Origin of the sequence: Natronomonas marina, from assembly GCF_024298905.1 — an archaeon.
GTDB classification, from domain to species: domain Archaea; phylum Halobacteriota; class Halobacteria; order Halobacteriales; family Haloarculaceae; genus Natronomonas; species Natronomonas marina.
This window is the reverse complement of the sequence record NZ_CP101154.1, coordinates 1,534,291-1,559,636: the sequence shown is the minus strand read 5'-3', so window position 1 is coordinate 1,559,636 and position 25,346 is coordinate 1,534,291. Positions and strand designations below refer to the sequence as shown.

The window sequence follows — 25,346 nt, the reverse complement described above, 5'->3', positions numbered from 1 at the left end:
CGGGGCGACGCTTGACCGCGTCCGGACCTAACTCCCGAGGTCGTCGACCTGCTCTTCCCGGAGGCCTTTTGACCCCCACCGGAGCGTGTTATGGAACGAATCTCACGGGAGGGTGTGGCCGGTATCAAATTAGGCAGTGAGGAGTGCCTTGAGTGGGTCCCCGCCGGATGGCGCCCGGGGACGCCCGTCGACGACCGGTGTTGCGAGATTCAACAGCACGTTGGTATCGACGACCGCGACGGCCTGCTCCGCCTGTAGAGTCCACACATATTCGGGTTCGTCGTCGGTGACCCGACGCGGTTCACCATCCCGTCCCGGTAACGCCCCCGCCGTCGAGATACCGTTTCGCCGCACGCCGGAACGAGGGATAGACGGCGTAGCGGGTGCCATCGAATCGGACCGTGCCGGGATACCGACCGTCGCCGTCGGGCGCGGGGTCGAGTACGCGCCAGTCCGTCTCCTTGGTCGTGTTGAACCACCCGGCCAGACGGACGTCCCAGTCGTCGAAGAGGTCGAACGCGTCGGTGATCCACGTCGACTTCCCGCTCGGGTCGTGGGTCCCCGCCCGCATCGGCGAACACCCGAATTCGGGGACAGAGAGCGGCGCGTCGGTCAGGGTACGAAGCCGCTCGAAGGCCGATTCGAAGACGGTTCCGGGGTCGATCCAGGTGCTCCACGCCTGGCTGTCGCCGAAATTGTAGCCGTCGACGCCGACCCAGTCGACGTAGTCGTCGCCGGGATAACAGGAGAGCGGGTCGACGTCGGCCGTCGTCTCGGCGTTGATGCACCACAGCCACCGGACGCGTTCGCCCACGAGGCCGGCCTCGCGGAAGGTATCGTACATCGTCCGCCACGCCCGCCGGTAGTCCGCCGGGTCGAGTCCGGCGCCGACGCTCCAGGGGTACCACGACCCGTTCATCTCGTGGGCGGGCCTGAGAAACAGCGTCCGCTCGGGCGACTCCTCGACCCAGTCGGCGAGGCGGGTCGCCCACCCTCGGATCGTGTCGCCGTCCTCGAACAGCCCCGCCGACGACACGCCGTCGATGTTCCACGGCTCCAGCGTCACGACGGGCACGTAGCCCGCGTCCCATATCGCCGTCAGGTACTTCTCGACGAATCGGTCACGCGCCGCCGGCGAGACATCCGTGCCGACGAACGTGACGACGACCGACAGCCCACCGTCGAGCCACCGGTCGACCGCCGTCGCCTCCGAGAGGTCGTCGGCGGGGAAGACACCGAGCGCCCGCCCTCGGTCAGGGTCGTCGGGGTTTCTCACGGCTGTTCAGTGGGGGCTTCGCCCTGCGGCGTCGTATACGCTTCGTCGAACTGTGACTCGTCGTCGACCTTCGCGGTCACCTCGAAGGTGTCGGGCGTCGAGACGAGTCCCCACAGGGCGCCCAGCGAGTGCAGGACCGTCGTGAGCGGCGCGAGGACGACGACCGCGACCGCGATTTTGGCCGGCGGCCGGTAGCGCAGGAGGCCGATCACGATCCAGACGTACATGAACCCGAGGAGGACGACCGACGCGACCGCATACAGGCGGCCGAAGAAGACGTCGATGCCCGGGAGGAACGCCAACAGCGCCAGTATCGGGATGACTCCCGTGACCGACCACGAGAGGTCCCGGATGCCGTACATCAGGATTCGGTCGAGAGAGAGGAGGTCGTTGTCCTCGCGGCTGCCGGCGATCCAGCGGCGCCGTTGCCGGAACATCGCCGGGATTGACGGGGGTGACTGGTTGGAGATCCGGTCCGGGACGAACGTCAGCGTTGCCGAACGACCCAGACTCGAGAACACCCGCCAGACGAAGACCGTATCCTCGATGACGGTCGGGTAGTCCCAGGTGATCTCGTCCTCGACTGACTTCCTGATGGCGATGCCGCCGCCCCAGGCGTACAGCGGGATTTTCAGCGACGGGAACGCCCGCTGTTCGATCTGGAAGCCGATGCGATTGATCTCACAGAGGTACGCCAGAAGGCTCGTCGTGCGGCGCGGGTGTTCGTTGAACTGGACGATGTCGGCGTCCGGAAACCCCCCGAATTCGAGCAGGTGACTGTCCTCGTCGAGGTACAACACGAACTCGCGGTCACAGGAGAGCGTTTGCCGGGCCCACTCGAGCGCCCGCCCCTTGTTCGTCGCGTTGCATTCGAAGTCGTCCGGCACGACCCTGACATCCGCCCCAGGGACGTCCATCGGTTCCTCGGCGATGACGTACCGCTCGTCGAAGGAGTCCGGCAGCCGTCGAACGGTTTCGCGGACGACGGATTCGTTGTTCACGGTCAGAATCCTGACCTGTGCGTCCCGGGCGCCGTACTGTCGGGCGGGCGGCCGATACCGGATTCCGTACCAGAGCATCTCGTAAATCCAGTACAGGTCTCCCGCGAGGTAGAGACCCAGCACCGTCCAGAGAACCACGCTGGCACCGATGTCGACGAGGGGCGCACTGTTCGTCTGGAGGGCCAGCGTGTACACGGGTATTTATTGGCTTTTATGTTGTTAATCCTTCTGGAACAGTCAATATACACGATAGATCGAGTTGATATTCTAAAATCCATTATGATCGACTGTTCGTTCGAGTGAATTTACGAGAAACAGGGGAAACCTTCGCGCTTCAGGGCGGAGCGGATGGCGATACAGTCAGACCGCTTCCAAGACGGTGCGAACGAACCGAAATCAGCCAGTCCCCCGGAAAACGGCTCTACTCCCGCTTTTGCTCTCTGAGTGCCGCCAGGACGCCACCGATACCGTCGTCGTCGAAGGCGACGTCGGCCGGCGGGTACGCCTCGAGAGTGGCGAGGTACAGCAGGACCTGCTCCCAGACGTGTGGCTGGCCGGTGATCGACCGGACGTCGCGGTCGCCGTTCTCGTCGGGGAACACCTTCCAGGCCTCGCCCATGACCCGGGTGTCGTCGGTCGCGTGTTCGGTCGCCAGCCAGCGGACGCCGTCGCTGACGAACTCGAAGTCACCCGGCGGGGTCTCCCGGCGGGCCTTCGCCAGCGGGATCAGGACCTTCGCCTCGTAGGCGCCGGTGTCCACCTCGCCGCCCTCCGGTTCCTCGAAGATAGCCTCGACGCTGCGGGCGTCGGCGTCCAGGTGCCGCTGGATGCGGGGGTGTTCGAGCGGGTCCTCGACCTGCGGGCGGTCGCGGATCTCGCCCGTCTCCGGGTCGACGTAGGGGGTGTACTCCAGCGGCCAGACCGTCTCGGAGTACGTCGAACCGGGGTCGGACACGTAGCCGCCGAGCGATTCGTCGTACAGTTCGCGCTCGATGGCCTGGCCCAGTTCGTGCTGTCGCTGGCTGTACCGGACGGCGTCGTCCTCGCGGCCGAGCACCCGCGCGGCGTCCGTCGCCGCCCGCAGGGCCCGCCACACCGGCGCCGCGCCGTTCATCGTCTGTCGGGTCGGTTCGGTGAAGCGGTCGTCCTCGAAGGCCGGACACTGGAGGTCGTTGCGGGGGTCCTTGCACTGGACGAGGAAGTCCGCTGCCCGGCGGATGGCCGGGTACACCGCCCGGAGGTACTCCTCGTCGCCGGTCATCTCGTAGTGGTCGTACATCGTCCAGACGACGTAGCTCGTGGTGTCGATCTGGTAGGGGATGGGACCGCCGGCGACCCCGTCGGCGTAGTAGCACATGTTCCAGTTCGCCGGCAGCGTCGTCAGGGAGGTGAGTTGCGACGGCTGCAGGCTTCCCAGCAGATCGCCGTCCAGTGCGGAATCGGCGGCCTGCTGTTGGATGCTGGCGTACCAGCGGTTTCGCTTTTCCACCCAGTCGTGGCGACCGATCAGTTCGAGGACGTAGTTGAAGTAGGCGCCGTCGCGGGGCCAGTCCTCGCCGTAGGGCGGCTGCGTCGATATGGAGGCGACGACGGCGCCGGACTCGCGGTCGTAGTTGGTCACCAGCACCACGAGCGCCCGCCGGACCGCCTGCATCACCGCCGTCGCCACCTCTTCTCCCTCCGCGGCCTCGATAGCGTCTCGGTCCGGCAGCGGGGCGTCGGCGAGGACCTCCGCGAGCCAAGTCTCCTTCCGTTCCCGGAGCGTCTCGTGGGACTCCTCCCGGACCGCCCCGAGCGTCGTCGCCACCGAGGTTTCGTCCTCGGCGGCCGCGACGACGACCGTCTCCTCGGCGACGTTCCCGCCCGATTCGAAGGAGAGGTCGGTCGTCAGCGCGCTCGTCGCCTGACCGACGTACTCGTCGTTGCCCGACAGCGACCCCGTGGCGGCGTCGTCGTAGGCGTCGACGGTCGGGCCGGCGCGACCGGTCGGCTCGGCCGCCGGGTCGTAGGCGTCACCGCCGACCTGGTGGCCGACGGTGTCGCCGCCGAAACCCATCGCCACCGCGACCGACCGACGGGTGCCGGTCGAGACGTCGACGCCGGTCGCGTCGTAGACGACGGCGTCCAGCCGGTCGAGATAGCGTGCGCGGCTGACGTTGTCCTCCTCGAGACACCAGTCCTGTACCGGGAACTGCGGGAGCTTCTCGGTGACGAGGTTGAAGTTGCCGAAGGCGACCAGCCGGGCCCGCTCGACCGGCGAGGTCCCACGGCGATGGACCCGGACACGGCGAACGAACGCGTCCCGGTCGTTTGTCGTCAGGTCCCGGACCCGGACGTCCAGCCCGAGGTCGTCGTCGACGAATCGCGTGACGATCTCGTCCGAGTACTCGCCCGCCGTCTCGTCGCGGTCGTTCGCGTAGTACTGTTCGACCTCGTCGAAGTCACGGAGCCACGTCGTCCGGAAGCCGTCCCCGGTGTCGGCCGCGATTCCCAGGAACGCACCCATGTTCGGCGCGACCTGGATGTCCGCGTCGTCGTCGCGCCCTTCGGTGAAGTACTTGACCTGGTCGTAGAAGGACGGCCGGGGCCACCGGAACACCGTCATCGTCCCGGCGCCGTTGACGCCGACCGCCAGGCGGCCGTTGGCCGACTGGGCGTTGAGGTCCGTCGGACCGTACAGTTCGCGGGCGTTCGGCTTGAAACAGCCGGGCTTGGCGGCCAGCCGCCCGAGCCCGAACTGCTCGATGCGTGCGCGGGCGAGTTCGGCGTTGGTCCATCGCCCCTCTGCGGCCGCTTCGCCGTCGGCCTGACCTGCCAGCGCGGCTCGCGGTGCGGCCGCCAGGCCGGCACCGGCGCCGATGGCACCGAGCAGTGTCCGCCGCGATACTGGTTCGCCCTGCCCGCCGGATGAGTATTCCTCGTTGCCGCTCATCACCCGCTAGTGTGGAAAATAAAAGATAGCAGTTCTGCACTACATTTCTGGTGATTTAAGCGAACCGCCGAGCCGGGTGGTTGCTACAGCGGTCCGTCCCGACCGCCCCTCTCGCCGGCCTGCCGCCGATGACCGACGATATCTCGTACTCGGCCGCGGAGTTCTGGTTAGCAGCGGGATGTTGAACGTGAACGGTGAGTATGAATCACCTGCCGGCGATGTGTCGGCCAGAGCGGGAGTCCACGCTGAATCCCACGACTTCAGTCGTGGGTAAACTCAATCGTCTGCTCGGACGGAGTGGTTGACGCCGCTGCCGGCTCCCGTGGTCGATGGCCGTACGTATCGGGTCCACAGCAGGAGCAGGCTCGGGAGCACGAACACCGCCACGATGAAGGACGTGACCATGGCCAGGATGACCAACGTCCCGAAGTGCTCGAACTGCGGATTGGGGTGCAGGAGGAGCGCGCTGAACGCGCCGGCGGAGGTGAGCGTACTCCCCAGGAGGGCGCCCCCGGTGCCGGTGGTCGCCGCGACGAGCGCGTCGTGGACCGTACGGCCGCGCTCTCGCTCCTGGAGGAACCGGTCGCTGACGTGGATGTTGTAGTCGACGCCGACCCCGATAACCAGGCTCAGTAGCAGTGCCGTAAGCAGCGTCAGTGGGACATCGAACACCCACATCCCGCCGATGACCAGGGCCGCCACCAGCGATATCGGTAGCGCCGTGACAGCGCCCAGCGAGGCACTGCCCGCGATTAGTCGATACACGACGATCAGCAGGACGCTCACCGCCACGAGTGCGACGACCAGCGTCTCCAGGATGCTATCGGCGGTCTCCGATAGCTGGACCTGCTGGAGGATGCCGCTTCCGACGGCGGTCGTCGAGACGGCCTCGTCGCCTCCGCCGGCAGCGGCGATGGAACGCATGCCCGCGGCACGCTCGGAGGTAGTGGCGTCGGACTGCACCGGCACGATGACGCGGAGCGAGCGGTACTCGCCGTCCTCGCGGTCCAGGACCCGACTGGCCCGATCGGGGGCGGTTGCGTACAGCGCGTCGTAGACCGCCTCGAGGTTCCGGTCCGGGAGACCGTCACCGTCGGTATCGGCCTCGCGGAGTCGCTTCCGGAACGTCTCGTCGGAGGCGGCAACGTCTTCCATAACGGTGAGCGGCGAGGTCACGGCAACGGCGTCGCCGCGCTGGAAGACGATGTCACTCTCACGGGCGGCGCCGTGGACGGCCTGCACGCTCTCGAGTGCGGCCGGGTCGGTCACGGTGCCTTCGACGAGCACGCTCGATCGGCTCCGTCGGTCTTCATCGGCGGCCCGGTAGTGGTCGGCGACGTAGCTCCTGTGTTCCGATGCCTCGGAGACGTCCCAGCCGATCGGCCCGGGGAGGTCCTGTTTCCAGTCGTCGATTTCCCCCTGTTGCTGCTGTATCGACTGCCTGTCGAGGTCGGTCCAGGCGACCGCACCGGCCGACCCCGCAACGAGTGCGACGACGAGGACGACCGGCGCGCCGCGTCGGGCGAGCGAGGCGCCGCCTTTCAGCATCGGCTGGAGCAGCCCGGTCTTGCCCAGCGGTCGCGTGTGCCGGTCGAGACCGGCGCGCTCGAGCAGGCGGTCGACGGTCACCTTCAGCGAGGGAACTATGGTCAACGAGACCACGAGCGTCGAGAGGACGCCGAGCGTGATGGCGATAGCCAGTTGCCTGATAGTCGTGAGTTCGCTGGTCGCGTTGGACATGAATCCGAGCATCGCGGTCAGCGTCACCAGCCCGAGCGCGACCGATACCGACGACAGCCCGCGGGCCATCGGCTCCCGGACGTTCTCGGCTTCGCCACGCTGTTCGCGGTAACGCATGAAGACGTGGAGACCGTAGTCGACGCTGAGGCCGACGATGAGTACCGGGCCGATGATGATCGAGACGCCGGCGGGGATCCGGAGCCATCCGAGGATGCCGAACATCCACAGCACCGAGAGGACGACGCCGGCGAACCCGACCGCGACGTCGACGAAGTCGCGATAGGAGAACCCCAGCACAGCGAGGATGACGAGGAGCGCGGCGGGCACGACGAGTTCCATCGTGTTCAGAAGGTACGTCGACTGCCGCTCGTCGCGTGCGTGTTCGCCCCGGGTGAAGTACTCGGGACTCTCCCGTTCCGATGCGGTCTCGTAGAGGGCGGCCGTCGCTGCCGTCCGGCCGTCGGTGTCGGCAAACGGGAACACCATCCGGTGGCTCTCGGCGGTCGTCGTTCCCGGTTCGTAGGTCTCGGGCAGCAATCGCAGGGCGGGCGAACCTGGGGTGAGCGTCCGACCGACGAGTTGCTCGACCTCGGACTCGCTGGCGCGTTCGAGCGCGGCTATCTGCTGTTCCAGCGTCGGGTCGGGCGTGCCAGCGGCGCGCGTGGCAACGAGGTTGGCGACGCCGAGCACGCGCCGGTCGCCGAGTGCAGCCGCGACGGACTCGTTGTCACGAACCGCACGCTGGTACCGCAACGAATCCAGCAGTGCGCTCTTCGATAGTGCGTTCCCCTCCGAGCGCACGTAAACGGCGGCTGGTTTCCTCGCCGATTCGGTGGCGCCGGTCCGGTTCCCAAAGTTGTGCTGGACGTACTCCATCTTCTGGGCCACCTCGGAGTCGCTGCCGCTGGGAGACTCGCCCTCGCCCAGTTGCAGCTGGGCCGTCCCCGCAGCGACGCCCGCGGTCACGAGGAGCATGAGGACCAACACGAGCACGTTGTGTCTGGTGACGGCGTCGAACGCCGTCCGGATCGCACCGGTCATCGGTCAGCTCTCCGGTTGATTCCGCCAGGGCAGGACTCGGTCGCTCGATACGTGCGGTCCGGCCGTCGTGTGGGGACCATCTGAGTCGATCACCTGTCCGATGAGTCGTCCGGCTGGCACATAAGTATTATAGAATATTTGATATATTATCGGAATCGTTTCAAAATTAGTGTTGAGCGATTCAGTCGTTTTCGAACGATTTCTACGAAGATATGAGCCGATTCGACGGACAAACGGGCGTGATACTCAACGCCATTTTTGAACGAATTCTTACACTACTCTCGTCCCTGGCCGTTGCGTGTCGGGCGCGGCGCGTCCGACCGGAGGCGACCGCGCCGGATATCGGGCCGTGAGCGACCGCGCGCCCGCGTCCAGGTACCTTCTCGACGGAAATTTCAATATCGTGGTGGCGGATCGACGCCCATGGGTTCCGAACAGACCGCGGACGAGGTGTTCCGGCTCCTCTCCGACGAGACCCGGCTCGACGTGCTCCGGACGGTCGCGGTCGCCCAACACGAGAACAAAAAGACTGGCGTCGCCGCGCTGTCCTTCTCGGAGATATACGACCGTGTCGACGTTGACGACACGTCGAAGCTATCGTACCACCTCGGCGAGCTCACCGGGACGTTTCTCAGGAAGCACGAGGACGGCTACGGGTTCACTCACGCCGGCGAACAGATGGTACGGTTCGTCCTCGCGGAGAACTACCGCCGGCCGACGGAAGTCGGCCCTATCGAGACGGAGGGCGGATGCCAGTTCTGTGGCGAAACGACCGTTCGGGCGGTGCTCGAAGACCAGTACTTCATGGTGTACTGTACGGCCTGCGACCGGGGTGCGAACGCCTACCGCGTTCGGCCGGCACAGGTGCGCGACCGGCGTGGAGCGGACCTGATCGACGCCGTGGCTCGGGAACAGGCCGGCGACCTCCTCAAGACCCGTCGCGGGGTCTGTCCGGACTGTGCGGGCCGCATCGAAACCGAGGTCTGGGACGCCACGGACATCCGGTTTCCCGACGAAATACCGGTCTCCTTTATCACCGGCAGCGAGTGTCGGGAATGTCTCCGGTTCCTGAGTCTTCCGCTTCCCATCGCTGCCGCGTACCACCCCGCATCTATATCGTTCCACTGGGAGCGGGGCATCGACATCCTGGAGTCCGGGGTGTGGGAGTTCAATCGCTTCCTCCACGACGGGCGGTGGACGTCCGAGCGCGTCGATACCGACCCCGAGCGGTACCGCGTCGAGTTTCGTCGGGATACCGCCTCGCTCCGCCTTCTTCTCGACGGAAGTGCAACCGTTACGCGAACCGAGCGCGTCCAGCGCAGAGACCACAACGACCGCCGTTCGTGACCGTCGCAGGATACCCTCGGGGACAAGACGTCACGGACGGCCGAGAAGTTCTCGCCTCACGCCGGGTCGGGTTCGATTCATAATGCGGCGAAGAACATTGGATTGCGGTATCTCCGCCAGAACCAAACTGGATCCGGTGGAGGCGCACCCGTAGGCGTGCGCTTGAACAGCGGGACGCTGAACGCGAACGGAGAGTATGAGCCTCCTGCCGAAGATTCGGCCAGAGCGGGAGTCCACGCTGAAAGCCCACGGCTTTAGCCGTGGGTTAGCTTACTGGACGATTTCGCCAAATACACGCTGCTCGACTTTCCGAAGGTGTTCACCGACAGTCGCAGGCGAGATTCCGACGACCCCACTGATGTCCTCGAGCGACGCCTGGCGGGGCTCGCGATAATACCCCAGCTCTACGGCCGCCTCGAGCACTTCCTCTTGCCGAGCGGTGATCAGCCTCCTGAACGAGGACCTGTCGACATCGTAATCACCCATGTCGAGAATGTCGAAGGTAATCGCGTCCATCCCGTCGACGTACTCGGACAGTTTCCTGAACGTCTCGTCGGTCCCGACGTACGTGAGTCGAAGATTATCATCGGACGTGAAGCGGATCGGCGTCTCGATCACCAGGAGTGTTTCCCGCTGTAGTTCCAGTGCTCGCCGGACCGCTTCCGTCGGTTCGAATTGACTCACAGCCATCCAGCGGTTCTCGCCCGCGACGAGATAATCGACGACGTGCGGAGAATCGTCCATGATTCGCTCGTACCGTTCTTTGCTGCCGCTCGCCTCGGCAAACAGCAGCACTGTGTCGTCGGCGAGAAGTTCGACACGATGAATCGCTCGCCGCTCGATCGAGGGTTCCGCCGTCAGCTCTTCGCCAAGTGGATGGAACGCGCTCCCTCCCTCGGGTTCGACCAACACCGTGAGATATCGCATACATCAACTTCGAACGCATGCGATTAAGCACCACGAATCCCCGCGACTTCGAAATCAAGGCCTTCGAATACAACCGAACGCTCCAGGGGGTGTGTTGATACCGCAGGCGGGAACCGTCGTCCAGCCGCCGGTATTCGTGGTCGCGTTCGGCTGTTCGTCGGTCTCGATGCGGAGTGGTCGTGAGAATTCCCCGTCGACACTTATATTCCACCACAGGTGAGGCAGTGCGCCTACTGCACTACGCCGAGAACTGACGCCCACTAGACGATGCAACAGCAACGAGTCCCGACCGCCGGCCGACCCGTGGACAGGGCGGTCACAGCCCTCCCCGAGGACGCTCTCGTCGGCCGTCGGTCACACGAGAACGCCCCGGCAATCGTAATCCGGGCCGACCGAGTCCGTGACGTCCTCTCGACGCTCCGCTCGAAGGCGGGCTTCGACCACTGTTCGTGCGTGACCGCCCAGGAGTACGAAGACCGCTTCGAGACTGTCTACCACCTCACCAGCTACGACGACCGGACGCGCGAACTGTCGGTCGTCGTCCCGACGACGCGGGGCGACCCTGTCGGCGAGTCCGCGGCAGCGGTCTACCCGACGGCCGAGTGGCACGAACGGGAGGCCTACGACCTCCTCGGTATCGAGTACGAGGGCCATCCGGACCTGCGTCGTATCCTGCTGCCGGAGACCTGGCAGGGACATCCGCTCCGCGAGGACTACGACCAGGAACAACCACAGGTCGTCACACTCCACGAGCACGCCAACCCGCTGGAGGAGGATCATCGGGGTGAACAGGGTGGCACGGACACGATGTTCATCAACATCGGTCCGCACCACCCGTCGACCCACGGCGTCCTTCACGTCGAGACCGTACTGGACGGCGAGCAGGTGGTCGACGTCGAGCCGGACATCGGCTACATCCACCGCTGTGAGGAACAGATGTGCCAGCAGGGGACGTATCGCCACCAGATCATGCCGTACCCCGACCGCTGGGACTGGGGCGGGGCCGGCCTGCTCAACGAGTGGGCCTACGCCCGCGTCGTCGAGGACCTGGCCGACATCGAGGTCCCCGAGTACGCACAGGTCGTCCGGACGATGAGCGCCGAGCTCTCCCGTATCCTGTCGCACTTGCTCGCCACCGCCATGTACGCGCTGGACGTCAACGGTGAATTCACCGCGACCTTCATGTACGGGTTCCGGGACCGGGAGGTCGTTCAGGACCTTCTGGAGGATCTGACCGGGCAACGTCTCATGTTCAACTACTTCCGAGTCGGCGGCGTCGCCTGGGATATCCCCTCCCCCAGGGAAGCGTTCTTCGAGGAGGTGCGCGCCTTCACCGACGACCTGCCGCGGAAACTCGGCGAGTACCACGACCTGCTGACGAGCAACGAGGTCTTCCAGGCCCGGTGTGTCGATACCGGTGAACTACCACCGGAGGTCGCAAAGCAGTACGGCGTCACTGGGCCGGTCGCCCGCGGCTCCGGCATCGACTATGACCTTCGGCGTGACGACCCGTACGGCTACTACGACCGCCTCGAATGGGACGTCGTCACCGAGGACGGCTGTGACAACTTCTCCCGGGTGCTCGTCCGGTTGAAGGAAATCGAGGAGTCGGCGGCCATCGTCGACCAGTGCGTCGATCTTCTCGCGGACTGGCCGAGCGGAGAGCGCACCGTCCAAGCCAACGTGCCGCGGACGCTGAAGCCGTCCGGGGAGTGCTACCGGGCCGTCGAGGGGGCAAAGGGCGAACTCGGCATCTACATTCGTGCCGACGGCACCGAGACCCCCGCTCGGTTCAAGATACGCGGTCCGTCGTTCTCGAACCTGTCGGCACTCCCGGCGATGGCGGAGGGCGAGTACGTTGCCGACCTCATCGCGACGATAGGGAGCCTGGACGCTATCATGGGGGAGGTGGACAGATGACGACACCCGCCTCGACACTGTGGGGCGGCGACGCTGACGAGCAGGTGACGTGCATCGCCTGCGGTGAGACCCTCGACCGCGAGGATGCCCGTGAGTACGACAAACACGGCGACCGCTGGAGTCGCGAGGGCAAGACCTTCGAGTACCTGTGCAAGCCCTGCTATCGTAATTGTTGCCACCAGACCCGGGACGGACTCGAGGAGACGCTCGTGGCGGCCGACGCCGGCCGAACCGACCGCACGACGTTCCTCAGACAGTACCACCGGCTGGTGAACACGGACGCGGAACAGAGCGGGAAACGGACGTAGCAACTCTCTGCTGACCGATTTGATGGTACTCCGCGGTTCACAGTAGTGCAAGGCGAAATCCCACGGCTTCAGCCGTGGGGGAGGTCAAGGCTAGGTATGGTTATTCCGTGCTGAGGGCCTGGCAGGCGACCGGTGGTGTGCCCGAGGGATCAAGGAGCGTCTCGTTGCTAGTGAGTGGCAAAGAAAATCGAACCGATGCAAGCGGCATCGCTCGTTAATCGTCCGCAGCAGCCGTAGATGGGCCGCTATGCGGCTCGATAGGCGCCTCCCCACATTCGACGCATTTGTATTCCGAATCGACCGTCTCCACGACCGGGGCGTTGCACGCGATACATTTCAGGGTCGCAGCCCGGACCCCCCTGGGGTAACGGCTCATCGCTACATTGTGACTGTGTCTTATCCTACTTACATGTTTTCAATCATGATAATATAACAAGGGTTCTCTGGAGAAGTGTGACGAATGAGAGAAGAAAGCTGAGCCATACAACCAGATAAAGCGGTCAAACCTCTACTCCCGATTCGAAGCCAACGACTGCTACGGGAGTTCGACATAGAACGGGACGGACACCTTCGACGACACTGACGAGTACCACGAAGTCAGCGTCCTCGACGCTAACCGCTCGACCGACATCACCGTTGATTTTTGAAGCAGGCGGCTTGGCCCATCTGGATACCGTCGCTCCGAGCCCCCCTCACGTCGCGATGTCGAAATCCTCGACCGACCGATCGGTTCGGACGACCCGCTCACTGACCAACAGCCGCTCGGTGCGAGACAGTTGGTCCCACTCCAGCGACGCCGGCGGGGCAGCCTCGAAGGACCTGAACTGCTCGTAGACGGCCTCGTTGACGAACCGTTCCATTGAGCCACAGTCCGGACACCGTCGCGATAGATGCGACGTGTCGAACGACCGGGTAACCGTCTCCTCCAGACAGTTCAGACAGCGGTAGGTACGAGAGCGGCCCATCAGTTACTCTATGGGCTTGAGAACCCTAATACCTGCGGATTTTCGGCCATCGAGTACGTACCTGTCGGGTCCGTGCGAGTCGCTAACCGATATCGGTTCGGCCGTAGGGTTTGCTTATCGTTCCGGCACAGTGGTCTCGCGATATTTGCCCCCTCGGGATGGTAGCCGAAATACCAGTGGAGGTCGTCGAACAATTGGAACGTACACCCACCAAGGAGTCGCGTTCGATACACGGCTCGACTGCGGTCGGCGATACCTATCGAGTACAATCACCACAGCCGCCGCAAGCGTGTCCAGGAGCCACGCTGTGACTCCGTCTCGGCGCGGCCGACTAGAAGCGGGCGGTGCCGCGAGCAGAGGAGAACCTGACCGAGTATTGTGGTCGCTCTATGTACGATGTAGAGTCCACTGGAGTCTCGTTGACGCTCGAAGGTGGTCGGTTGAACGACATCTCGGGTCTGGAAAACGGGCGATACACCCCCATATCTTCAGGGGTGTATCGGGGTTTCAGATATACATGCGGCCGGCATTGGGAGTGGTAACTCTCCAGTCTACACCCCTGTTGAATATCGACCGCCGTGTGTCGCGGGACTGCCGGACAGGTACTCTCGACTCGAAACTGCGAGACAGGCAGATTCCCGTACCCATCGAACAGTTGCGAAATAGACCCGTTGTCTCGGCCGCCGCCTACACAGCACGAACGAACCCACATTGCGGCCGTCAAGCCAACCGTACACCCGGCAAAGCAAGCGCTACACAGGGTGTACACCACTATGTTGCCCACCATCTGGGATGTGAGAATCGCAACGCACGCCGCAGTCCCGAACATTTTAGATATGGATAATCAATATGTAAATAATCCGGGCGCGTTGAAACCTTCAAACGTTGATGGGATTCGACGGCTGTGCTGATGACAGCGACTCTATACAGCAACAACTTCCACGCCAGTGATCTCGAAACGTGCGCCGCCCTCGTCACTGTCCGTCACGTGGATTCGCCAGTCGTGGGCATCGACTATCTGTTTGATAATGTGTAATCCGAAGCCGGTCCCGTCTTCACCTGTGGAGTAGCCGGCTTCGAATATCGGTTCACGCTCGTCGACTGGGATACCGGAGCCGTCATCTTCGACGTAAAACCCATCGGCCAACGAACCGACCCGCACCGTTACGTTCTCGCCACCGTGTTCGACCGCATTCCGCATCAGGTTCTCGAACAGCTGCTTCAGTCGACTCCGGTCGGCCTCTATCGTTTGGTCGGGAATCGAGCCCAGTCTGGCCTCGCCGGTCTCGACTGTCTCCCAGCAGCCCTCTACCAGTTGCCCGAGAGCGATCGGTTCGAGATCGTCGACAGTCTCACCGTCACGGGAGAGTGCGAGCAGATCCTCGATCAAGGTCCGCATCCGCTCGTGGGCTTGCTCGACGTGGTCCAAATGCTCGCTGTCGCACTCTCCGGCAGCCAGTTCCAGGCGCCCGGTGGCGACACTAAGCGGATTCCGCAAATCGTGACTGACGATGCTGGCAAACCGCTCGAGACGGTCGTTTTGCCTCGTGAGTTCCCGCTCACGGGTACGGAGTTGCTCGGTTCGTTCGACCTGCTCCAGGGCTGCCGTCAGCACACCGGCCAGAATCTCCCCGATAAGGACGTCCTGTTCGTCGAAGGTCTCGGGGGACGGTGATCCGGCGAGCATAACCCCATACTCACCGAGGGGCAGGAAGAGTTCGCTCCGCATCGGGCTCTCCTGGTTATATCGGTCCGGATCCTCGTGGACATCGTCTACTGCGAGTGTTTCTCCCTGTTGGTAGACGCGCCAGGCGATACTGTCCGCTCCGGTAAACGTCGGTGGCTCGCCAACGAGATCGTAGATGGCGTCGGTGACTTCCACCGGAACGAGGGCGTCGGCGGCCTCGTCGTACAGATGAATCGAATTCGCATGCATTCCCAGGAGATCCCGCGTCATCTCGACACCGATCTCGACGACTTCCTCTCGCGTGTCTGCACTCATCAACTCCTGGGCAATCTGATTCAGGGCTTCGAGTTGCTGAACGTGGGCTGTCCGCTCGGTGATGTCCGTCGCGATCCCGAAGAGAGCAACAGGGACATCCGGATCGGATCGTGACCCCGTGTCGTAGATGGGGACTTTCGTCGACAGGAAGGTCCGTTCCACACCGTTGCTGCTGATTCGTTCCTCGATCTCGAGCGGCTCGCCTCGTTCGAGGACGGATCGGTCGTTCTGCTGGACTTCGGCCGCTATCTCCGGTGAGTGGATCGTATGGTCGGTTCGCCCGATGATATCCTCGTCTCGAAGGTCGAAGAGGTCCCGGTACGCCTGGTTGACAAAAATATACCTGCCATCGTCGTCCTTCATAAACATCGGCGTCGTCGTGTTCTCGAGGACGGCTTCGAATCGTCGCTGGACCGTTTCGAGTTCCTGTTGGCGGGTGTTGCGGGCGGTTACGTCCCGATACATCCACAGATGGCCATCAGTATCGGGGAGTTCGATCGGCCGATAGGTTCGCTCGAACGTTCGGCCGTCCGCAAGCGCAAGCGCTTCACCATCGACAGGCTCGCGGTCACCGAGCCGTTCGTTGATTTGCTCGATGAACTGCTCGGAGTGGTCGAACATGCCAGCGATCGATTCAGCCATGTCGGCACAGTCTGCGCCGATGACGTCCTCGGGCGAGTCCGGCAACTCGAAGAGATCGAACATCTGTTGATTCACAGTCAATATTTGTCGCGACTCGTCTTCGACGAGCACGCCCTCTGGAAGCGCCATAATCAGTGTCGAAAGGAGTGCGTTGGTCTGTTCGAGTTCGCGTTCCCGCTGTTTCGACTCGGTTATGTCTCGATCGGAAATGAGCAGCGAGACGACCTCACCATCGGCGTTCGTGACTGGTCTGAACACCCCGGACACTGTATACGGGTCCCCGCCGGGCCGTACAAGCTCGACTTCGAACTCGACGTACTCGCCAGTGGCGGCGCGGGCTATCCAGTCTTTGACGTCGTCCTGGACGGCTTCCGAATGGTCGAACCACGGGGCCTCCCAGAGCGGGTCGCCAATCACCTCCTGGAGGTCGGCATCGATGTACTCCAGCGCTGTCTGGTTGACGTCCCGGACCGTGCCGTCTGTATCGGTCAATCCGACGAGGATGTTCGGGTCGTTGAACACGGCCTGATACCGGCGTTCTTTTCGCCCGAGTTCCCGTTCACGCTTTTTCCGGTCGGTGATATCGCGGACGTAGCCGACAATTCGGGAGACAGATCCATTTGCGTCGACGATCGGCTTGGTCTTGCCGTGGATCCACCGTTGGTCACCGTCAGGGCGTTGCACCCGATATTCGATTTCGTCCGACTGGCCACTGGAGATCCGATCCATCATCTCGATGGCTTTGTCGCGGTCGGCAGGGTGGATGTATTCCAAAAACGATGCCGGGTCGTCGTAGAGTTCATCGATCGAGCCGCCCCAAATCTCTTCGTATGCTGAATTGATGAACAGGAGTTCGCTCCAGTCTCCGGTAAACATGAAGAGAATATCGTCGGTATGTTCGGCAAGCTGGGTGAGCTTTTGTTGGGTTTCCGTGATGGCCCGTCGTGATCGGAACTGTTCGACGACGTTGGTGACCCGATTGGCGAGTACTGTGTACTGACTGGTCCCTGTTCCCTTCTGCAGATAGTCAGTGACGCCAGCAGAGATGGCCTCACTGGCGATTTCTTCGGAGCCTTTGCCAGTAAAGAGAATGAACGGTAGATCGGGGTGGGTCTCACGGACGGTTTTCAGAAAGTCGATCCCGTTCTGTTCGGGCATATCGTAGTCGGAGACGACACAATCGAACCGTCCATCGTCGAGCCGGTCGAGTCCCTCGCTGGGGCTTGTCGCAGTGTCGATACTGAACCGGTGGTCCTCTCCCGTTATGAACCTCGCAGCCATCTCAGCGAAGTTCGGCTCGTCATCGACGTGGAGCACCCTGATTTCCTCGAGGTGATCGTGAGATTGTGTAGACGTAGTGCTCATTCGGAACCCCCTGTGTCCCCGTCCCTGTCGGGAGCGATGATGAGACGATCGCCATCGATGGAGACTCTAATAGCGTCGTCAGGCTCGAAGGGGAACTGAGAATCGGTCACGAGCTGTGCGGGGATGGTGGCATAGAGTGTGTTTGCGGTGCCACTCTCGAACAGTCGGCTCGAATGTGAAGTCGTCATAGTGGATTCGTGGCCCCAGAAGTAGGCGGCGTGAAACAGCGTGGGTTCTCAGTCGTGGGACCGACTCGGGTAGTGTCCTCGAGTCACGAGGTGAGATATTGTCTGCTGGCCGCTTCGTTCGGGTTACTCGGTACTATACCGAGTAGACACTGACTTAAAAGACTGCTGAAAAGATGGGTACCACGCCGTCTGAACGAGCGTTCTGTGCTAAATATCGGCCCACTCCGACCGAATCTACTCCCCTGTATCCCGGAGGTACTGGAACGTAAACACGTCCGTCAGCCCCGGCTCGTCGATATGGAACTGCTGGCGATAGACACGCTGGCCATTCGTGATGGCCGTATCCGTATATTCGTCGAGAGGGTGGCCATTCAGGGGTATCTGGGCTACCAACCCTCCCCGAATCGGACACCCTGAGCGCACCCGAGAGGTTATTACTCTCTCCAATATCGTTATACCCATCCGTGAGGGGGAGACTGAATTACAGCGGCATCATCGTCGCCGGAATCGGGTTCTTTCTCACCCGATTCACCGTGACCATCGCGATCGACGACCCGGTTCGATTTTACGCGGCCGGGGTGCTCCCGCTCCTGCTCGGACTGGGGGTGGCTGCGTTCGGTGTGGCGCTGATGGTTGCTGATGTGGAGGCGTCGCTCGTCCGGACGACCGCCCTGTGGTGTGTTATCGGCGCTGGAACGATGGCGGTGCTCGTGCTGCTTACGCTGATCGGTTCGACCGGTGGAACGCTCCCGAGGCCCGCGGCACTACGGTCGCAGCTCTACCTTTCGAATTTCCTAATCGGTGGGAGCCTCGGTGGGACGTTGACGGGCCTGTATGCTGCCCGCACGCAGCGACAGCGGCGTGAATTGCGCGAGCAGACGAACCGCCTCGAGGTCCTCAATCGCCTCCTCCGCCACGAGGTCCTCAATGCAGTAACCGTGATCCAGGGGTACGCAGCGTGGGCCGGTGAGCATGACACCGACGACGCCGAGATCATCGAACAACACTCGACTGACATCGCGACGACCATCGAAGAAGTTCGATATTTAACCCGGACTACAAGCCAGGACGCCGGAGGAGAGTCCGTCGACGTATCGGACTGCCTCGACCGGAGTATCGAGACTGTGTCCGACCGCCACCCCGCCGCGACGATCTCGGTTGGCGACCGCCCCGGTTCGGTTCAGGTCCAGGCGACCGAGAGGGTGGAACAGGTTTTCGAGAACCTCCTTGATAACGCCATCGTCCACGCGACATCCGACGAGCCCACGGTATGCGTTTCGGTCGACGAGACGGCCACCCATGTGTCAATCAGCGTCGCCGACGAGGGACCCGGGCTACCCGACCCACAGCAGGTCCTCCTGGAATCCGGCGAAATCACCGATTTCGACGATCCGCGCGACGGCTACGACCTGAACATCGTCAGGCTGCTCGTCGAGAGCTTCGGGGGCACCATCGACACCGAGGTGACCGACACTGGGTCGACGATCACGGTCACCCTCGCACGCCCGACGGGGACCGAGATCGGGTTTGAACCGAGTCGGTCGGGAATCACGGGAATCCGGCTGGATGTTCCTCACTTGGCGGTCACCCTCGGGGCAGCCATCCTCGCGGGAGTCGCCTACGGTATCGTGTCGGAGCAACTCGGCGGGTCGGTGGCGGCGATCGGCGTCTTCTATGGCATCTCCGACCCCGTCATTGGCTGGGTAACCCACGAATTCCACAGTGCCGTCTTCGCATTCATTTACGCCGGTCTGGTCTCGGTTGCGCCGACGGCGTACCGCGACCACCTCCCGGCTTTCGTGGCCATCGGGATCGTGTGGGCACTGGTTCTCTGGGCCGCCGCTGCCGGCGTCATTGCCCCGCTCTGGTTACGGTTACTCGGGTTCCAGGTCCCGATTCCAAACCTCACGGGGGTGTTGCTTGCGGCTCATGTGGTGTGGGGAATCACGCTAGGGCTGTTCACCGGGCTTGGCTACCGGTATGTCTCGCCACGGCTGCGTCGGTTGGGGAGAACGTTCGAGTAAACTACCCTACCCTACTTCGCTCGGGGGCAATCGCCCCGCTCGCTCGTTGAGGGTGGGGCTTTCGCGTGGACTCCCGTTCTACGCCACATCAACTGTGCCTCCGCTCACCTCCTGTTGGTGGCTGTGGTCGTACAGGTAGTCGAACGACCACTGTGCCTCCGTCTGGCGACACCCGAGTCCATTTACCAGGAGATCGAAGCCGATCGGCTGTTGCGGCGTGAGCCTCTTTTCGTGCTCGATCACTTCGGTGTCGTAGAACCACTCCTTGGCGTGGCTGTCCGTTTCCTCGAAACCCCGTTGTTCGAGGAATTCGCCGACCCCGGCCTTGGAGTCTGGTGCGACGACGATATCGAGTTCCGTAGAGAAGCGTGCATTGAACGCTGAGACTGCGTAGCCACCGACGAGAACGAACTCGTGGCCTTCTTGTGAGCTCCTTGAGCAGTTCGATGAGCGAGTCACTTCGGTTGTTGAAGCTCATGGCTGTGCCCGTTCGGTCTCTCGATACGTGACACCGAGGTCGAGGTCCTCGTACATCCGGTCGACCATCGCCAGCGCCGACTGGAACTGGGCGTAGTTCTCGCGCATGTACTCGATCGTCTCGTCTCTCGGGATCACCGGGTACCCCTCGACGTGTTCGATGTTGAGTGACGGGCGGGGCTCGAGGACAATCTGCAGCGGTCCGTCCAGTTCGCTTCGGGGCTGTCGCTCGAATGCGGTGGGAAGGCTGAACGACTCGAAAAACGCCTCCCAGGCGTCGACATCCTGCTCACGAACAGCGAGGAATAGCGGATAGTCATCCGGATTCCGCCCAACTTGGTAGCCGCCTTGGGTCCACACGTAGACGGCGTCGATCCGCGTAAACGCGAACGGCCAGTCACCGAACTGTGGGATGACGTAGGCCTCCTCGATGGAGGGGGGACTGACGCCGGTGCTGGCAGCGATAAGCTCGCGCGCTGCGTCGCGTACGCGCTCGTCGACGACTGAGAGGCCGCCGTCATAGCTGACGTAGCCCGCGTCTTCGAGGCGATTGACGGCCTGTCTCACCGTCTCGTACGGCGTGTGGAGGTGTTGGGCGACACGACGGATGGAGTCACCACTCTCGATAGCGAGGATAACCTGCGCCGCGGTGTCGTCGATAACCTCGTACATCTGGTAGTTACCAATAATTCGGTAACAGTTAAAAGGCTTACTAGCGCGTGTGATTTCGGGGTACTCTTATGGTGGTTATGGTGGAACTCCATTAGCCAGGGTTTTTCGAGTCACCCCGATCCCGTGAAAACACCGGCAACTCAAGGCCCTCCTCGACAAGGACGGTATCGTACAGCCCCAGCACCGAGTCGGCAGAACTACCACAGACTAGTAAAGAATCTCACGCCTGCAGAGTAGCGGAACACTCGATCAGGCACCGAACCTGCGGAATCGTTCGCGCCGGTACCACCTCCGATTCGACCCATCGAGCTTCGAGGATGCCTTCAGTACGATTGGCATCGATTGAAGACGCGACACAACAATCGTAGATATCGTAGGTGGAGACCACCCCGTCCCGTGAGTGGTGGGCGTAGCAGATACGGCCGGTCCAATCGTGAACGACGATTTCGCAGTCGAGTTCCTCGCGGAGTTCCCGACGGAGGCCCGCGTGTGCCGACTCGGCGGCCTGGAGACCGCCGCCCGGTAGTGTCCAAAACACTGAACCATCTACTCGTCGCTCCTTGACCAGCAGCACCGACTCGTCAGTCCGTATCAGCGCCTTCACGCCACGTCTGCACCACCCACCTCGGTTCGCTGGCGAGTCAGCCCCCTCAGAGGTACGCAACTCACCCCGCATGGAATACGGGGTGAGGTAGGAGCACACATAATATTTTTGGCAGTACTCTTTTGTATAGCTGTATTATTGAACTGTTAGAACCGCTTTTGCAGAAGTTGCGGGTCGACATGGCCAGGCTATTCGAAAATGGCAATTTCGCTGAGTCCTCCCCCTAAACGCGGCGGAGGTCAATGTTTTCCTGTTGTCCGGGGCATTCCACGCCTACAATCGTGGGCTTTCGCCTTGCGGCAGTGTAGCAAAGAGCATCGCTGTCGGATGAGTTTCGTAGCAGATTTGGCGACGAGGTCTTCTGGAGCCGGCGACGGACACCCCTCAGTCGAGACGGTCAAGCGAGCCATAGAGTTCCTTGTTCTGAATGTGGGTGCAGAACTGGCCGCAGAGCCGACAGCAGTCCGCCGCATCGGTGAAGGTGCGGACACTAGCGTCCAAGCGTGTGTGGACTGCGCCAAGCATCGCACTACGAACCGATAGTTCTGCCGCGACCATGCTTCGATATACAAATACCGAGTTTCCCAGTAATATTCTAGTCGAGAATCCCTAAGTATACGGCGTCTCACCGTCTAGTTTGAGGCCCCCCACAGATGTCCGAAACTGACCGCCATGCAACGGAGGTGGTTCGCCAGCTGGACCCGCCGCTCCCCGAGGATAGTGGGCTCACGCTTGAAGAGTATCTCGCGATGCAACAGGTGATCGGTCACCCGACGCGGTTCCGGATCCTCCGCACGCTCGTCGCCAACGACGAGTTGAGTGCTGCAAATCTCAAAGCTGCGGTCGATGTCGAATCCCACAATTTCCACTACCATCTCGACGAGCTGGTCGATGTCGGCCTCGTCGACAAGCGCCAGCGACGGACCGCCGACAGCCAGGGGCTCTACACGTACTATCGGCCGACGGCAATGGGACACGGGATTCTCGAATATGGTGTCGAGGAACTGATGCGCCGTGAACGGGAGTTCAACGACGCCTATTCGTGAGCTGTCAGAGGACATCCTCGTCGTCGGTACGTGTTTCAGATTTAACCAACAGATGTAGGCTGTCAATTCGGTACGTTGGTTAACGTATTCCAGGAAAAGCCACCCGACGGTGCTCCAGATCCGGTCAGTTACAGTGGTAGCGAGGCGAATTCCACTGATTTGGTCGTGTGGACGATGTCAGACTAGTAACCAGGTTCGTGATCTCGCTCGAATAGACTGAAAACGAGAACACATCCGCGCTATGGCGCGTACCCTCTGTGCCGCAGCGGGTGACACATCAGTCCGCAAGTGACTCGAGTTTCTGAATGATTTTCGCATAGACGTCGGGGGCGCAGTACCACCCCTCGTCGATCATCGCATCAATCACGGCTCGGGCATCGTCGACACTGATCGTCCCCTCGCTCGCGAGTTTTAGCACGAGATATGCCGTCCCCCGGGTGGTGATTCCCTCGGCCGCTGCAACGTCACGACCGTACGTCTCATCCATCACGGCCACACCATCGTGGGCGTCGGCGCAGGCGAGGACAGCGACATCGGCGTCGCTGAGGTTGCTATTATCCTGGAGGCGGGTCAACAATGCGGTGGTCTCGACCGACACAATATCAAACCTGTCGGCATCGACGCTGCGCTCAATGCGCCGGGCGTCCGGATATCCCTGCTCGAGACCAGTTTCGACGACCTCCTCGTAGACACGCTCCGGGAGTACGCACGACGCTTCAAGATGCTGGACGAGCGCGAGACGGTCGACCTTCGCGAGGTAGATGAGCGGCGTGGCGTCGAAGCCCCACATTCACAGTGCCTCGAGATCCGCGTCGAGATGATCCTCCGCCACCCAGGTGATATCACGTTCTTTGGCGAGCTGTGCAAAGTCCCAACCGGACATCCCTGCCAGCTCAGCCGCCTTGCTAAACGTGACGGTGCCTGCCGCAAGCTGGTCGAGGGCCTGTTCGCGACGCCACTCCTCGAGCCCCTCGGAGAGGAGTTTCCGCACGGCCGTGCTCCGGTCAAGCGTCTCGGCTTCGAGATACGCCTCGAGTTCGGCCTCCAACTCGTCGGGCACGCGTGTCGAGATCGTTCCCATACTGTTTACTTCGTGTGCAATGTATACAAACGCTTCGGTGCTTCCGATGGAGTGGATACGTTCGGGAACGACACAGGACGTGTTGAGCTGCCGGACGAGGGCGAGATGGTCGATATTCGCGAGGTAAATGAAGGGCGTGGCGTCGAAGCCCCACATTCACAGTGCCTCGAGATCAGCGTCGAGGTGATCGACCGCCACCCAGGTGACTCGGGGCCTGCCCCGCAGCGCAGTTGACTAATTCGGCACCACCGGTCAGCTTCAGGGCACGTCTTCGACGACGGTCCGTAACTCCGCGACATCAGTCCACTCCAGACACCGCCCGTCGCTCAACAGTTCCAGGTGGGAGGCGGCCATCGAATTATCGTAGTGGGCCCGCTCCGCTGTTGGGTCCGAGTAGCGACGTTTGAGCACCCAGGCTTTCGCCCGGTAACTCGGACTGAACAACAGCCCGAGCTCCCATACGTACCCCCCGTCAGAGTCCTCGAGAACGGCAACGATATGGGTTGCCTGCCCACAGAGAATATCGAACACTCGGACCCACAACCTGATCTGGCTGCTGGAAAGGCCGAAATCCTCCAACTGCATTGCAACCGCTTGAGGGCGTTCGTCAAGCAATTCAACAACCGTTCCGCGACGGTCAGCCGCCGGACCTGAACCAGCACCAGCAACCAGATACCGCCGGTCGTGGCCCGAAATCCGTTTCAGGCGCTCGCCGTGAACGATGTCTTTGATTTGCTGGTGCTCTCGAGGAGTGAGCTCAACACCCTCAATGGCTGCCATGTAATCCGAGTCATCGGGCGTCGCATCATCGACGGGATCGCCAACGTCCATTGCGGCACTTTTGAACTGCTTGCGGTATTAATTGTGTCTCCGTAGTCAAACTAATAGCAAATCATTTTCTGATTAGTTGTGAACCAGTTATATTTCAGTGCAAATGTTTATCCCACTTAGAAGCGTACATACACCCATGCAGCCCGCCAGCGGGACGGAGAACGCCACCGCGGAGACCGCTATCTCCAACGATTACGCCTGGCATGCCCTCCAGAAAGCGACCGACAAGAAGCGGTCCGACCTGATTGCTGACATCGTCGGCCATCCCAAGGGTGCCCCTACCGTCGAGGAACTCGACTACATGAACCCCAATCTCAGCGACGATGCCATCCGCCGGCACCTTCGCGTCCTTGAGGATGTCGATGTGGTCACCGTCGACGAGCTCGAACCGGGAGAGCGGCTTCGAGACTTCCCCTACCAGTTCTTCTCGCTCACGAATCAGGCCCGGGAGTTGTTCGACCGCAACGGCCTATTCCCGAAAGAGGCCTGGCAGCGACAGTATCAATCAGTCAATAAGACGGACCGAATCAAGGAGCTCGAGCGGATGCCACGCCCCGACTGACGCCGTCTCGGGGGGACGGACGCCGACGGAGGCGACGAACTGAGCGCTCATACAAATTGTTCTATGACGCCCTCTCCCTGTCGTGTATTTCGAGGGCGACAACCAGCAAGTTCAGTCTATTAGATCAAAATCGGGCACGATACTTCGCCCAGACCTCGTGGAGTGCGACAACCCCGATAACGACACTGGCGGCGTTAATAGCAACCGCCGGGCCTGTAGAGAGGCCGTCGGCTAGACGGCCAGCCACAAACATCGCCGCGACGACGAGTGCGGTCAACCAGACGGGCCACTCGAACGGAAGCACCCCAGGGCCATGGTTCCGAGTTGCTGATGGCATCCGTACGGACTCATTGGTCAGATAATCATAAAGAAGTTCTGTCCGTTCAGCGGCTTTG

The 25,346-nt window shown here is 62.2% G+C and carries 19 protein-coding genes and 3 pseudogenes; 8 read left to right on the top strand and 14 right to left on the bottom strand.

Annotated features, from left to right (window positions below):
• Positions 1-90: 90 nt before the first annotated feature.
• Positions 91-258 (top strand): hypothetical protein, encoded by a 168-nt coding sequence (locus tag NLF94_RS08355; protein ID WP_254841007.1) that lies wholly within the window; start codon positions 91-93, stop codon positions 256-258.
• A 43-nt stretch (positions 259-301) separates the two neighbouring features.
• Here NLF94_RS08355 and NLF94_RS08350 read toward each other — a convergent pair whose 3' ends face one another.
• The 4 genes from NLF94_RS08350 to NLF94_RS08335 all read right to left on the bottom strand — a co-directional run bounded on the left by NLF94_RS08350 (position 302) and on the right by NLF94_RS08335 (position 7,990).
• A complete protein-coding gene (locus tag NLF94_RS08350; protein WP_254841006.1) occupies positions 302-1,276 on the bottom strand; it encodes a glycoside hydrolase family 26 protein in 975 nt (324 codons plus the stop codon).
• On the bottom strand, positions 1,273-2,472 hold the full coding sequence (locus NLF94_RS08345; protein WP_254841005.1) for a glycosyltransferase family 2 protein: 1,200 nt from the start codon (positions 2,470-2,472) through the stop codon (positions 1,273-1,275). The genes NLF94_RS08350 and NLF94_RS08345 overlap by 4 nt, the downstream gene beginning before the upstream one ends.
• Before the next feature lie 226 nt (positions 2,473-2,698).
• Complete coding sequence (locus tag NLF94_RS08340; protein WP_254841004.1) at positions 2,699-5,209, bottom strand: alpha-L-rhamnosidase-related protein; 2,511 nt, start codon at positions 5,207-5,209, stop codon at positions 2,699-2,701.
• Between the two features lie 276 nt (positions 5,210-5,485).
• Complete coding sequence (locus NLF94_RS08335; RefSeq protein WP_254841003.1) at positions 5,486-7,990, bottom strand: efflux RND transporter permease subunit; 2,505 nt, start codon at positions 7,988-7,990, stop codon at positions 5,486-5,488.
• Positions 7,991-8,413: 423 nt separating this feature from the next.
• Here NLF94_RS08335 and NLF94_RS08330 point away from each other — a divergent pair, with 423 nt between their 5' ends.
• Both NLF94_RS08330 and NLF94_RS08325 read left to right on the top strand, forming a co-directional pair.
• Entirely contained in the window at positions 8,414-9,337 is a 924-nt protein-coding gene (locus NLF94_RS08330) for a winged helix-turn-helix domain-containing protein (RefSeq protein WP_254841002.1), read from the top strand.
• A 78-nt stretch (positions 9,338-9,415) separates the two neighbouring features.
• Positions 9,416-9,595 (top strand): annotated as a pseudogene (locus tag NLF94_RS08325) (RNA-guided endonuclease TnpB family protein); the annotation flags it as partial.
• A 12-nt stretch (positions 9,596-9,607) separates the two neighbouring features.
• On the opposite strand, the gene NLF94_RS08320 reads toward NLF94_RS08325, so the two are convergent.
• Positions 9,608-10,264, bottom strand: coding sequence for a helix-turn-helix domain-containing protein (locus NLF94_RS08320; RefSeq protein ID WP_254841001.1), 657 nt, complete (start codon positions 10,262-10,264; stop codon positions 9,608-9,610).
• Positions 10,265-10,531: 267 nt separating this feature from the next.
• Between NLF94_RS08320 and NLF94_RS08315 the strand changes: the two genes are divergently transcribed.
• Both NLF94_RS08315 and NLF94_RS08310 read left to right on the top strand, forming a co-directional pair.
• Positions 10,532-12,184 carry an NADH-quinone oxidoreductase subunit D-related protein gene (locus NLF94_RS08315; RefSeq protein WP_254841000.1) on the top strand — a complete coding sequence of 551 codons (1,653 nt, stop codon included), beginning with the start codon at positions 10,532-10,534 and terminating at the stop codon, positions 12,182-12,184.
• On the top strand, positions 12,181-12,492 hold the full coding sequence (locus tag NLF94_RS08310; protein ID WP_254840999.1) for a DUF7562 family protein: 312 nt from the start codon (positions 12,181-12,183) through the stop codon (positions 12,490-12,492). The genes NLF94_RS08315 and NLF94_RS08310 overlap by 4 nt, the downstream gene beginning before the upstream one ends.
• Before the next feature lie 692 nt (positions 12,493-13,184).
• Here NLF94_RS08310 and NLF94_RS08305 read toward each other — a convergent pair.
• Together NLF94_RS08305 and NLF94_RS08300 are read right to left on the bottom strand one after the other, a co-directional pair.
• Positions 13,185-13,352: a hypothetical protein gene (locus tag NLF94_RS08305; RefSeq protein WP_254840998.1), complete on the bottom strand. Its 168-nt coding sequence runs from the start codon at positions 13,350-13,352 to the stop codon at positions 13,185-13,187.
• Between the two features lie 1,027 nt (positions 13,353-14,379).
• Positions 14,380-17,418, bottom strand: a complete 3,039-nt coding sequence (locus NLF94_RS08300; protein ID WP_254840997.1) for a PAS domain-containing protein — start codon at positions 17,416-17,418, stop codon at positions 14,380-14,382.
• Between the two features lie 700 nt (positions 17,419-18,118).
• On the opposite strand from NLF94_RS08300, the gene NLF94_RS08295 reads away from it, so the two are divergent.
• The gene (locus NLF94_RS08295; RefSeq protein ID WP_254840996.1) at positions 18,119-19,678 is read left to right on the top strand and encodes a sensor histidine kinase; all 1,560 of its coding nucleotides are present in this window, start codon (positions 18,119-18,121) and stop codon (positions 19,676-19,678) included.
• A gap of 90 nt (positions 19,679-19,768) precedes the next feature.
• Here the strand turns inward: NLF94_RS08295 and NLF94_RS08290 are convergent.
• From NLF94_RS08290 to NLF94_RS20945, 4 genes and pseudogenes are all read right to left on the bottom strand, one after another.
• Positions 19,769-20,156, bottom strand: a pseudogene (locus tag NLF94_RS08290) (hypothetical protein); the annotation flags it as partial.
• On the bottom strand, positions 20,153-20,827 hold the full coding sequence (locus tag NLF94_RS08285; protein WP_254840994.1) for a helix-turn-helix domain-containing protein: 675 nt from the start codon (positions 20,825-20,827) through the stop codon (positions 20,153-20,155). The pseudogene NLF94_RS08290 and the gene NLF94_RS08285, both read right to left, overlap by 4 nt.
• A 220-nt stretch (positions 20,828-21,047) precedes the next feature.
• Positions 21,048-21,503, bottom strand: coding sequence for an NUDIX hydrolase (locus NLF94_RS20950; RefSeq protein ID WP_350355854.1), 456 nt, complete (start codon positions 21,501-21,503; stop codon positions 21,048-21,050).
• A 312-nt stretch (positions 21,504-21,815) separates the two neighbouring features.
• A pseudogene (locus NLF94_RS20945) lies at positions 21,816-21,995 on the bottom strand (DUF7509 family protein); the annotation flags it as partial.
• Between the two features lie 89 nt (positions 21,996-22,084).
• Between NLF94_RS20945 and NLF94_RS08280 the strand changes: the two are divergent.
• Positions 22,085-22,477 (top strand): winged helix-turn-helix domain-containing protein, encoded by a 393-nt coding sequence (locus tag NLF94_RS08280; RefSeq protein ID WP_254840993.1) that lies wholly within the window; start codon positions 22,085-22,087, stop codon positions 22,475-22,477.
• Positions 22,478-22,754: 277 nt separating this feature from the next.
• Here NLF94_RS08280 and NLF94_RS08275 read toward each other — a convergent pair whose 3' ends face one another.
• From NLF94_RS08275 to NLF94_RS08265, 3 genes are all read right to left on the bottom strand, one after another.
• Positions 22,755-23,267, bottom strand: a complete 513-nt coding sequence (locus tag NLF94_RS08275) for a PIN domain-containing protein (RefSeq protein ID WP_254840992.1) — start codon at positions 23,265-23,267, stop codon at positions 22,755-22,757.
• A complete protein-coding gene (locus tag NLF94_RS08270; protein ID WP_350355871.1) occupies positions 23,268-23,558 on the bottom strand; it encodes a UPF0175 family protein in 291 nt (96 codons plus the stop codon). It lies immediately after the preceding gene.
• Between the two features lie 258 nt (positions 23,559-23,816).
• On the bottom strand, positions 23,817-24,389 hold the full coding sequence (locus NLF94_RS08265; protein ID WP_254840990.1) for a DUF8170 family protein: 573 nt from the start codon (positions 24,387-24,389) through the stop codon (positions 23,817-23,819).
• A gap of 136 nt (positions 24,390-24,525) precedes the next feature.
• Here NLF94_RS08265 and NLF94_RS08260 point away from each other — a divergent pair, with 136 nt between their 5' ends.
• The gene (locus NLF94_RS08260) at positions 24,526-24,951 is read left to right on the top strand and encodes a helix-turn-helix domain-containing protein (RefSeq protein WP_254840989.1); all 426 of its coding nucleotides are present in this window, start codon (positions 24,526-24,528) and stop codon (positions 24,949-24,951) included.
• The last annotated feature ends 395 nt before the right edge of the window (positions 24,952-25,346 follow it).